Here is a 10,705-nt window from a genome sequence, read left to right as displayed (position 1 = left end):
TTTGCCGCTTCCCCCAAACGAAGGTTTTTTATCCATCACGGGCATGATTGTCCGTGTTGGCCATTCTCTGCAGTACAGTCAGAAATGACCATGCTCGATAAAATGGTGGCATCATTCACCACTTTTTTAAGGGCGAAAAATCATGCAAATCGGTTACGTGAGGGTGTCAACAAATGACCAAAACACGGCTTTACAACGAAATGCGCTGGAGTGCGCAGGATGTGAGCTGATATTTGAGGACAAAATGAGCGGAAAAACCTCAGATCGACCAGGGCTAAAGAAGGTCCTGCGCACACTCTCAGAAGGTGACACGCTGGTAGTCTGGAAGCTGGACAGACTAGGCAGGAGCATGCGACATCTTGTTACGCTGATTGAAGACCTGCGCGGGAGAGGGGTAAATTTCCGCAGCCTGACAGACAGCATTGACACATCAACTCCAATGGGGCGTTTCTTTTTCCATGTTATGGGCGCCCTGGCTGAAATGGAACGTGAACTAATCGTTGAGCGTACCCGCGCCGGACTGGCAGCTGCAAGGCAGCAAGGGCGTATCGGTGGCAGGCGGCCAAAACTGACAGAGCAGCAATGGGCGCAGGCGGGGCGATTGCTTGATGCAGGGGAAAGCAGGAAACGCGTTGCTCTGATTTTTGATGTGGGTATATCAACGCTGTACCGTAAATTTCCCGCGTGTGTCGTGGCGCCATTGTCTGAACGCTCAGACACTCCTGTATAAATGAACATGCTTTCCCATTTATGTAACCTGAAATCAGGCACATAAGAGAGGCAAGGCTATGCAAAAAGCGGTTATTGGGGCGGCAACTATTTATTGTGGTGACAGCCTGGAAATTCTGCGCGAACTAACTGGAGAATTTGATGCAGTAATTACTGATCCGCCTTATTCCAGCGGTGGTATGACGCGCAGTGATCGGCAGGCCAAACCCTCCGGGAAGTATGTAGGCAATAACAACTACCATGAGTTTTACGGCGATAACAGAGACGTGCGCTCCTGGGCGTTCTGGATGACGCAGTGGATGAGTCAGGTTAACCGCCTGGTTAAGTCAGGCGGGTATGCCATGGTTTTCACTGACTGGCGGCAGCTTCCAACGCTTACTGACGTTTTCCAGGCTGGCGGTTTTGTGTGGCGGGGGCTGATTCCGTGGGATAAAACGCTTTCAACCCGTGCGCCTCATACCGGTTATTTTCGTCATCAGTGCGAATACGTGGTTTGGGGAAGTAACGGACCATTGCCTAAAAGTCTGCATGGTGGACCCTGGCCGGGTATGGTGACTCGTCGGGTTATTCCGTCTCAAAAACTCCATATGACCGGCAAACCGATTGAGCTTATGGAGAGCCTGGTTGCTCCCGTGCCTCCTGGCGGCCATATTCTTGATCCATTTATGGGGAGTGCATCAACTGGCGTTGCCGCGCTGAGGAAGGGATACAAATTTACCGGGATTGAAATGAGCCAGCAGTATTTTGATATCTCATGCGAACGCCTGGAAAAAGAAAACGCAGATATCCGCGCGGGCGTATTGTGTGATTAAGGGAACAATGCCGCGTAGCTGTCTGCGCGGCCCATTCAATTCACCATAGGGCGAAACCTAAACACCGGAGGGTTCGCCGTATGGCTCAGGATTATCACCACGGTGTGCGCGTCGTTGAGGTCAACGATGGCACCCGCCCCATTTCAACAGTAAGCACGGCAATTGTCGGTATGGTCTGTACCGGCGATGATGCAGATGCGTCCGTGTTCCCCCTCAATAAACCGGTCCTGCTTACCGACGTGCTGACCGCCAGCGGTAAAGCAGGCGAGTCCGGCACGCTGGCCCGCTCGCTGGATGCAATTGCCGACCAGGCTAAACCCGTGACCGTCGTTGTGCGCGTTGCACAGGGTGAAACCGAAGCGGAAACAACCTCCAACATTATCGGCGGCGTGACAGCTGACGGTAAAAAAACGGGCATGAAAGCGCTGTTATCTGCGCAGTCCCAGCTCGGCGTTAAGCCGCGCATTCTTGGCGTGCCGGGGCATGACACGCAGGCGGTTGCTACTGAGCTGCTGAGCGTGGCGCAGAGTCTGCGCGGGTTTGCTTATCTGTCCGCCTACGGCTGCAAAACGGTAGAGGAGGCCATTGCCTACCGCGCTAATTTCAGCCAGCGCGAGGGGATGCTGATCTGGCCTGATTTCATCAGTTTTGACACCGTGCTGAACGCTGACGCAACGGCTTACGCCTCAGCCCGTGCGCTTGGCCTGCGTGCCAAAATTGACGAACAGACCGGCTGGCACAAATCCCTGTCCAACGTTGGCGTGAACGGCGTCACCGGCATTTCTGCTGATGTGTTCTGGGATTTGCAGGACCCGGCAACCGATGCGGGGCTGCTGAACCAGAACGATGTCACCACGCTGATCCGCAAAGACGGTTTCCGCTTTTGGGGTTCCCGTTGCCTCAGTGACGATCCTCTGTTTGCCTTTGAAAACTACACCCGCACCGCGCAGGTACTGGCTGACACCATCGCAGAAGCGCATATGTGGGCGGTGGATGGCGTGCTTAACCCGTCGCTGGCCCGCGACATTATCGAAGGTATTCGCGCCAAATTGCGTAACCTGAAAACGCAGGGCTACATCATCGGCGCCGACTGCTGGCTGGATGAGTCTGTAAACGATAAAGATTCCCTGAAAGCCGGGAAGCTCACTATCGATTACGACTATACGCCGGTACCGCCTCTGGAAAACCTGATGCTGCGCCAGCGCATCACCGATCAGTATCTGCTGGATTTCTCCAGCCAGGTCAGCGCGTAAGGGGACAAAATGGCTTTACCACGCAAGTTAAAACACCTGAACCTGTTTAACGACGGGAATAACTATCAGGGGATTGTTGAGTCCCTGACCCTGCCTAAATTCGGCCGCAAGTTTGAAAAGTATCGCGGCGGCGGTATGCCCGGTTCGGCTGATGTAGATCTGGGGCTGGATGATGGCGCGCTGGACACGGAATTTTCAATCGGTGGCACCGAACTGCTGTTATTCAAGCAGATGGGTAAAGCCACCGTTGACGGCATCCAGCTGCGTTTCACCGGCTCCATTCAGCGTGATGATACCGGCGAAGTGCAGGCCGTTGAGCTGGTTGTGCGCGGGCGACATAAAGAAGTCGATTCCGGCGAATGGAAAACCGGCGAGAGCAACACCACAAAAGTCAGCAGCACCAACAGCTACGCGAAGCTGACCATTAACGGCGAGGTGCTCTATGAGGTTGATGTGATCAACATGATTGAAATCGTTGACGGCGTGGACCTGATGGAAGAACACCGCAACGCCCTGGGCCTCTGATCTACTTTAAAGGCGCGGGCAGCCGCGCCAGTACCTTATAAACAGGAAATGACAATGAGCGAACAACTGACTGAAAAAACCGTACAGCTGGACACCCCAATCAAACGCGGTAAAACCGAAATTGCCGAAATTGTGCTGCGCAAGCCGCAGTCCGGCGCGCTGCGTGGCACCCGTCTGCAGGCGATCATGGATATGGACGTCGGCGCGATGATGACGATTATTCCCCGCATCTCCACGCCCGCGCTGACCGCTCAGGAAATGGCTGAAATGGACCCCGCAGATCTCACCGCGCTGTCGGTTGAGGTGGTCACTTTTTTGTTGAAGAAATCGGTGCTTGCCGGTTTGCCGACAGCCTGACGGTAGAAGACCTGGTGGCTGATATCGCCACCATTTTTCACTGGCCGCCGTCCGTCACTGACGTTATGCCGCTGACCGAAGTGCTGGAGTGGCGGCATAAAGCGATTCAGAGAAGCGGGGCCAGCGATGAGTGACACTAACCTGCGTTTGCAGGTAATTCTAAATGCGGTTGATAAACTCACCCGCCCATTCCGATCAGCGCAGGCCAGTTCTAAAGAGCTGGCTACCGCCATTCAGCAAAGCCGCGCAAGATTAAAAGAACTGGACGCCCAGGCGGGCCGTATTGACGGTTTCCGCAAGGCAAGCGCGCAGCTGGCCGTCACCGGCAACAGTCTTAAAGCCGCACGCGAAGAAGCGGCGAAGCTTGCCACGCAGTTCTCGGCCACTAACCGGCCGACGGCGGCGCAGGCGCGTCTGCTGGAGCAGGCAAAAAACCGCGTTAACGAGCTGCAGAGCAAATACAACGGCCTGCGTCAGTCGGTGCAGCGTCAGCGTCTTGCGCTCAATGAGGCCGGGCTGGACACCAAAAAGCTGAGCAGTGCGCAGCGGGAGCTGCGGCAGAATGCCGACGAAACCCGGCAGGCGCTGGACCGACAGCAGAAATCCCTTAAACGCCTGGGCGAGCAGCAGGCCCGTATGAACGCCGTCCGCGATCAGTATTCGCGGCGCCTTGAGGTGCGGGATCGTATTGCGGGCGCCGGAGCAACGACGACTGCCGCCGGGCTGGCGATGGGTGCGCCGGTGATGGCTGCCGTTAAAAGCTATGCCAGCATGGAAGATGCGATGAAAGGCGTGGCAAAGCAGGTTAACGGGCTGCGGGACGACAACGGCAACCGCACAAAGCAGTTTTATGACATGCAGGATGCCATCAAGGCCGCCAGTGAACAGCTGCCGATGGAGAATGGCGCCATCGACTATGCCGCGCTGGTTGAAGGTGGCGCCCGCATGGGCGTGACAAACCAGAACGATTCTTACGAAGACCAGAAGCGTGACCTGCTGGCCTTTGCATCCACTGCAGCAAAGGCCGCAACGGCATTCGAGCTGCCCGCTGATGAGCTGGCGGAGGGGCTGGGGAAAATCGCGCAGCTCTATAAAGTGCCGACCCGCAATATTGAACAGCTTGGCGATGCCCTGAACTACCTGGACGATAACGCCATGTCTAAGGGCGGCGATATCATCAATGTGCTGCAGCGCATGGGCGGCGTGGCTGACCGGCTTGATTTCCGCAAGGCGGCCGCGCTGGGTTCCACCTTCCTGTCTCTGGGCGCCGCGCCTGAAATTGCCGCCAGCGCATCAAATGCGATGGTGCGCGAACTGTCGATTGCAACCATGCAGAGCAAGCGGTTCATGGAAGGTATGGATCTGCTGAAACTCAATCCAGAAGAGATTGAAAAGCAGATGACAAAGGACGCAATGGGGACCATTCAGCGTGTGCTGGAGAAGGTTAACAAACTGCCGCAGGACAAGCGCCTGTCCGCCATGACGATGATATTTGGCAAGGAGTTTGGCGACGATGCGGCGAAGCTGGCAAATAACCTGCCGGAGCTGCAGCGACAGCTGAAACTTACCTCAGGCACTGAGGCTAACGGCTCCATGCAGAAAGAATCCGATATCAATAAGGATTCACTTTCCGCGCAGTGGTTGCTTGTTAAAACGGGCGCGCAGAACGCTTTCAGTAGCCTGGGTGAAACCCTGCGCCAGCCGCTGATGGATATCATGGGGTACGTCAAAAGCGTTACCGGGGCACTGCGTCGATGGGTTGAGACTAACCCGCAGCTGGCGGGCACTTTGATGAAGATTGCCGCTGTGGTCGCCTCAGTGACGTTGGCGCTTGGGACATTAGCTATTGCCATGGCTGCTGTTCTGGGGCCGCTGGCATTATTGCGCTTTGGGATGAAATCGCTAGCCATCACTGGTCTGGGGCGGTTCGGTCCACTGCTGGGCCGGTTGAGCCAGGCATTCAAATCATTCACACCTGGTTTATTCCAGTCAGGTGATGCACTGAAAAAGCTGTTTGGGCTGTTTTCGGGAAATGAAGCGAGTGAGACAGTTAGCTGGATAAGTCGTATTCGTGAGGCGCTCAGTGGCGGTGGGGAAGATGACGGTGACGGTATCCTGGATGCGTTCCGAGGCGGGGTGCTGGATAAAGTCAAAGAATATGCCCAGCAGGCGGGCGAAAGTCTGGTGTCCTCTTTTCGTAATCCAGGTGAAGCTATCCGTCAGCTTGGTACGAAAATCAGAGGGCTGGCAAGCGCTGCGTTAGCACCGCTAGTTACTTCTGTAAGGGGGGCGGGAGGCGTTATCCGGTGGTTGGTCATGTCACCATTTGCACTTTTGCGCACAGCTCTGATGGGAGTGGGTAGTGTGCTTGGGGCGTTGCTTAGCCCTATAGGGCTGGTCGTGGCGGCTCTGGCTGGTGTGGCGCTGGTCGTCTGGAAATACTGGCAGCCGATAAGCGCATTTTTAGGCGGAGTGGTTGAAGGATTCAAAGCTGCAGCTGCACCTATCAGTGCGGCGTTTGAGCCACTGCAGCCTGTTTTCCAGTGGATAGGTGACAAGGTCCAGGCGTTGTGGGGCTGGTTTACTGATCTGCTGACGCCGGTTAAATCCACCTCTGCAGAACTGCAAAGCGCGGCTTCGATGGGGCGGCAGTTTGGCGAAGCGCTGGCGGAAGGGCTGAGCATGGTCATGCACCCGTTGGATTCGCTTAAATCGGGCGTGTCCTGGCTGCTTGAAAAACTCGGCATTGTCAGTAAGGAGGCGGCCAAAGCGAAGCTTCCTGAACAGGTCACGCGGCAGCAGCCAGCTACGGTCAACAGAGACGGTAAAGTGGTGCTGCCGCCTGGCGGATTCCCGACGATGGGTTTTGCTGGCATGTACGACAGCGGCGGTACCATTCCGCGCGGCCAGTTCGGCATCGTGGGCGAGAATGGCCCTGAGATTGTTAACGGACCCGCCAATGTCACCGGCAGGAAACGGACTGCTGATCTGGCAAGGGTGGCGGCAACGCTCAATCCTTCCCGGACGGAGCCGGCCAGACCGGAGCAACGGCCTGAAAGCAGATTAATACTGCCACATGAGATTGTTAACGCCCCGGTAAATCGTCCTGGTCGGGATCGTGCTGCGGAGCTGGCTGATATCGCTGCGGCTGTCATGCCAGCACCGGCCCTTACGGAAATCACGGATAACAGGGCTGACCCGATGGCTATGCGCCAGAAGGTGTTCGCTTCCGTGGTCGCTGGCGTAATGGGCCTGGCGGCTGCCTCGGCAGAAGCCGCGCCAATTCATCCGTACAGTGTACCTGTCAGGACGCAACCGGCGCCGTCGGCGAAGGCAGAAAGACAGCCGCAGGTCATTAAGTACGAGATAAGCGCGCCAATTCATATTGTCGCCCAGCCAGGGCAAAGCGCGCAGGATATCGCCCGAGAGGTGGCCCGGCAGCTTGATGAGCGAGAGCGCAGGGCTAGGGCAAAAACACGCAGTAATTTCAGTGATCGAGGGGGTTACGAATAATGATGATGGTGCTGGGGTTATACGTATTCATGCTGCGCACCGTACCCTATCAGGAGCTGCAGTATCAGCGCAGCTGGCGGCACGCTGCTAACAGCCGGGTAAACCGGCGCCCGTCAACGCAGTTTCTTGGGCCGGATAACGATTCGCTTACTCTATCCGGTGTCCTGCTGCCGGAGATAACCGGCGGCAGGCTGTCTTTGCTGGCGCTGGAGCAGATGGCGGAACTGGGAAAAGCCTGGCCTCTGATTGAGGGGAGCGGGACGATTTACGGCATGTTTGTGATCGAGAGTCTGAGCCAGACAAAAACAGAATTTTTTGAGAGCGGTATGCCCCGGCGCATCGAATTTTCGCTGAGCCTGAAACGGGTGGATGAGTCGCTGTCTGATATGTTCGGCAGCCTCAGCGACCAGCTCAGTAATTTGCAGGAATCTGCCACCTCTGCGATAGGCAATATGAAAAATACGGTTGGAGGGTTACTGCAGTGAATTTCACCTCTGATCTCCTGAACCTGAACAGCAAAACTCCCGGTTTCAGTATCATCATTGAAGGTAAAGATGTGACTACCGTGCTGGATGCGCGCCTGATGAGTCTGACGCTGACGGATAACCGGGGCTTTGAAGCGGACCAGCTTGATCTGGAACTGGATGACTCGGACGGGCTAATCGTTCTGCCGCGTCGGGGGGCCATTATTCAGTTTGCGCTGGGGTGGAAAGGTCAGCCGCTTTTTCCGAAAGGGGCGTTTACTGTCGATGAGATTGAGCACAGCGGCGCGCCTGACCGTCTCACAATCCGCGCGCGTAGTGCAGATTTCCGTGAAACCCTGAATACGCGTCGTGAGAAGTCCTGGCACCAGACAACGGTGGGCGAAATCGTGAAGGAAATCGCCGCCAGGCATAAATTAAAGATGGCGCTGGGAAAGGACCTGATGGACAGGCCTGTGGATCATCTTGACCAGACCAACGAGAGCGATGCGAGTTTCCTGATGAAGCTGGCGCGGCAGTATGGGGCGATAGCCTCAGTTAAGGACGGAAATCTGTTGTTTATCCGCCAGGGGCAGGGCAGAACGGCAAGCGGTAAGCCGCTGCCGGTTATCACCATCACCCGCCAGGCTGGTGACGGTCATCGTTTTACCCTGGCTGATCGCGATGCCTATACGGGGGTAATTGCCAGCTGGCTCCATACCCGTGAGCCAAAGAAAAAAGAGACAGCAAAGGTTAAGCGCCGTCGAAAGAAAACCACCGCGGCAAAGGAGCCGGAAGCAAAACAGGGAGATTACCTGGTTGGGACGGATGAAAACGTGCTGGTACTCAACAGAACTTATGCAAACCGCAGCAATGCAGAGCGAGCGGCAAAGATGCAGTGGGAGCGCCTGCAGCGCGGGGTTGCAACATTCTCCCTGCAGCTCGCAGAGGGAAGGGCTGATCTGTATACCGAAATGCCGGTGAAGGTGAGCGGCTTTAAACAGCCCATTGATGATGCCGAATGGACCATTACCACGCTGACGCATAGTGTCAGTGCAGATAATGGTTTTACTACGACTCTGGAGCTTGAAGTTAAGATCGATGATCTCGAAATGGAGTAATGGGTTCTCAAAATTGAATAATGATGTATCATTATTGTGATTTTGGCAAAAGTGGTGGGATAACCGGAATGATGAATTGTCCAGAGTGCGGCCAGGCAGCGCATACAAGAAGCAGTTTTCAGGTATCAGCAACAACCAAAGAACGTTACAACCAGTGCCAAAATATCAACTGCGGTTGTACTTTTGTCACGCATGAAACATTTGTTAGGCATATCATTAAGCCTAATGTGATTTCTTCTGCACCCCCACATCCGGGAAAAGATGGGCAAGGGCACATGAATTTTTAAAAAGAACCCGCTTTCAAAGCGGGTTTTTTTTTGTCGCCAGTCCAAAAGCCTATCGCCATTTTGCCGCCATTGGAATAGAAAAAGGGGCTACGTTTTCACGTAACCCCTTGTTTTATTTGGTGGAGCTGGCGGGAGTTGAACCCGCGTCCGAAATTTCTACATCCTCGGCACTACATGCTTAGTCAGTCTTTACATTCGCTTGCCAGCTGCGGACAGACACGCCACTAACAAACTAGCCTGATTAGTTTTAACGCTTCAACCCCAGGCAGGGCATCCGCGCGATCTCTTTTGGGTTTGACCTCTCTTGATCCCCGTCCTAAGAGCGGAGGCTAGGGAGAGAGGGCTCGAAGCAGGTTATTAAGCTGCTAAAGCGTAGTTTTCGTCGTTTGCGACTATTTTTTTGAGGCTTTTAACGAGGCAAACCTCCCCTCGGCATGCACCTTGGGTTTCGCAAATCCCGTCGAATCCAGAATCAGCCCCAATGTGTTAACTACAGTATAACAGGTTTTGCCACCAACGCACCAGTCCATATCGCTACAACCTCTGTATGGCCTTCAGCTGGTTAAAGTATGAACAGGGCCGGTTCATCAGCTCTGGGACAGGTTGTTCTCGCCTTTAAGCCCGTTTTATTCAAAATATAAATACTGAAAGAATATATTAAATATTTACCATATAGGATATATCGAACTATTATTTTTAGCTCTTTGTTAATTATTAAAAATACATCTATTCACCACCTGTACTGTTTTAGTGATGATTAAATATCAATGAATTTGTAAACAATATATTCTGTATTTAAGAAAATGTGAAAATTTGTGACTTGAGAGTTTGCCTAATTTCAGACTATTGATTATATATTTTAATGAGATCAATTCTGCGTTGAAGTTATGCAAGAGGTATTAATTCATTGAAAAACAATAACTTGTAGATCCACTACCCGGTTATTACAAAGATGATTAATTTCTGCCACTTTATTTTGGTAGCGGCCCCCCTCTGTCAAAAATAAGCCTGGCACATGCACAAAATAGCGATCTAAATAGCGAGAGGACATTATATGGCTCCCCAAATTAGCCCTGCTGGGTCAGTGGATATTATAAATCAAAGAACTGGTGATGTCGTTAGCCAATATGCCCAAAGTACCGACCGCGTTGTTAATCTGACGCAAACCAGCATCGTTCGTATTAATGCTTCCCCACAGTCTGTTAATTACTATCAGCGTGAAGGAAATGACCTGATCGTCCATATGAACGACGGTACTACGGTACGCTACCAGCGCTTTTTTGTGCTTGATGAGAATGGCTTACACAGCGAACTGATTTTTGAAGATGATCTGGGCACGCACCACGCCGTTTTCCCCTTTGCCGATGCCGCCGCGCCTGCTACGGCAGAGGCAATCGTGCCAGCGTTCTCTGAAGCATCTGTAGATTCTCTTGTTGGCGCAGGTGGGATCTCTGCGTTGGCCGTATTGGGTGGGGTAGCGGCGATCGGGGGGATTGTCGGTATTGCAGCCGCAGCAGGCGGCGGCGGTAGCGGCAGCAGCCGTCAGGAAGCTGAGGATAATGGCGTTCTTCCCCCTATCGATGGAACCCCGCCGGACGATGGCAGTACCACGCCGCCGGACGATGGCAGTACCACGCCGCCGGACGA

General features: G+C 54.0%; 11 protein-coding genes and 1 other RNA gene. 11 read left to right on the top strand and 1 reads right to left on the bottom strand.

Translation table 11 applies throughout. The annotated features are described in order from the left end of the window. Positions 1–142: 142 nt before the first annotated feature. The 10 genes from RTX96_RS17395 to RTX96_RS17350 all read left to right on the top strand — a co-directional run bounded on the left by RTX96_RS17395 (position 143) and on the right by RTX96_RS17350 (position 9,058). Entirely contained in the window at positions 143–730 is a 588-nt protein-coding gene (locus RTX96_RS17395; protein ID WP_286049533.1) for a recombinase family protein, read from the top strand. Between the two features lie 58 nt (positions 731–788). Further along, positions 789–1,541: a DNA-methyltransferase gene (locus tag RTX96_RS17390; RefSeq protein WP_063659043.1), complete on the top strand. Its 753-nt coding sequence runs from the start codon at positions 789–791 to the stop codon at positions 1,539–1,541. An 80-nt stretch (positions 1,542–1,621) separates the two neighbouring features. Next, entirely contained in the window at positions 1,622–2,794 is a 1,173-nt protein-coding gene (locus RTX96_RS17385; protein ID WP_007848866.1) for a phage tail sheath protein, read from the top strand. Between the two features lie 9 nt (positions 2,795–2,803). Then, positions 2,804–3,319, top strand: coding sequence for a phage major tail tube protein (locus tag RTX96_RS17380; RefSeq protein WP_007848874.1), 516 nt, complete (start codon positions 2,804–2,806; stop codon positions 3,317–3,319). 54 nt (positions 3,320–3,373) lie between these two features. Further along, positions 3,374–3,676, top strand: a complete 303-nt coding sequence (locus tag RTX96_RS17375; protein ID WP_007848877.1) for a phage tail assembly protein — start codon at positions 3,374–3,376, stop codon at positions 3,674–3,676. A gap of 14 nt (positions 3,677–3,690) precedes the next feature. After that, positions 3,691–3,810 carry a GpE family phage tail protein gene (locus tag RTX96_RS17370; RefSeq protein WP_007848878.1) on the top strand — a complete coding sequence of 40 codons (120 nt, stop codon included), beginning with the start codon at positions 3,691–3,693 and terminating at the stop codon, positions 3,808–3,810. After that, positions 3,803–7,189, top strand: a complete 3,387-nt coding sequence (locus RTX96_RS17365) for a phage tail tape measure protein (protein WP_312671646.1) — start codon at positions 3,803–3,805, stop codon at positions 7,187–7,189. The genes RTX96_RS17370 and RTX96_RS17365 overlap by 8 nt, the downstream gene beginning before the upstream one ends. Further along, the gene (locus RTX96_RS17360; protein WP_015386377.1) at positions 7,189–7,674 is read left to right on the top strand and encodes a phage tail protein; all 486 of its coding nucleotides are present in this window, start codon (positions 7,189–7,191) and stop codon (positions 7,672–7,674) included. Before RTX96_RS17365 ends, RTX96_RS17360 begins: the two co-directional genes overlap by 1 nt. After that, entirely contained in the window at positions 7,671–8,771 is a 1,101-nt protein-coding gene (locus tag RTX96_RS17355) for a phage late control D family protein (protein ID WP_033146258.1), read from the top strand. Before RTX96_RS17360 ends, RTX96_RS17355 begins: the two co-directional genes overlap by 4 nt. A gap of 68 nt (positions 8,772–8,839) precedes the next feature. After that, complete coding sequence (locus RTX96_RS17350) at positions 8,840–9,058, top strand: ogr/Delta-like zinc finger family protein (RefSeq protein ID WP_045334934.1); 219 nt, start codon at positions 8,840–8,842, stop codon at positions 9,056–9,058. 117 nt (positions 9,059–9,175) lie between these two features. Here RTX96_RS17350 and ssrA read toward each other — a convergent pair. Further along, positions 9,176–9,538, bottom strand: a transfer-messenger RNA (tmRNA) gene (ssrA, locus tag RTX96_RS17345). A gap of 574 nt (positions 9,539–10,112) precedes the next feature. Between ssrA and RTX96_RS17340 the strand changes: the two genes are divergently transcribed. Beyond that, a partial coding sequence (locus RTX96_RS17340; protein ID WP_312671645.1) for a BapA prefix-like domain-containing protein occupies positions 10,113–10,705 on the top strand: 593 nt, incomplete at its 3' end.

The organism is Pseudescherichia sp. (assembly GCF_032052675.1).
In the GTDB taxonomy this organism is placed as follows: Bacteria; Pseudomonadota; Gammaproteobacteria; order Enterobacterales; family Enterobacteriaceae; genus Pseudescherichia.
The sequence above is the reverse complement of the archived record's forward strand: the minus strand, read 5'-3'. Positions and strand labels throughout refer to the sequence as shown.

Coding starts and splice junctions, on each gene's coding strand:
- RTX96_RS17395 (WP_286049533.1), top strand. CDS start 143: ATGCAAATCGGTTACGTGAGGGTGTCAACAAATGACCAAAACACGGCT.
- RTX96_RS17390 (WP_063659043.1), top strand. CDS start 789: ATGCAAAAAGCGGTTATTGGGGCGGCAACTATTTATTGTGGTGACAGC.
- RTX96_RS17385 (WP_007848866.1), top strand. CDS start 1,622: ATGGCTCAGGATTATCACCACGGTGTGCGCGTCGTTGAGGTCAACGAT.
- RTX96_RS17380 (WP_007848874.1), top strand. CDS start 2,804: ATGGCTTTACCACGCAAGTTAAAACACCTGAACCTGTTTAACGACGGG.
- RTX96_RS17375 (WP_007848877.1), top strand. CDS start 3,374: ATGAGCGAACAACTGACTGAAAAAACCGTACAGCTGGACACCCCAATC.
- RTX96_RS17365 (WP_312671646.1), top strand. CDS start 3,803: ATGAGTGACACTAACCTGCGTTTGCAGGTAATTCTAAATGCGGTTGAT.
- RTX96_RS17360 (WP_015386377.1), top strand. CDS start 7,189: ATGATGATGGTGCTGGGGTTATACGTATTCATGCTGCGCACCGTACCC.
- RTX96_RS17350 (WP_045334934.1), top strand. CDS start 8,840: ATGATGAATTGTCCAGAGTGCGGCCAGGCAGCGCATACAAGAAGCAGT.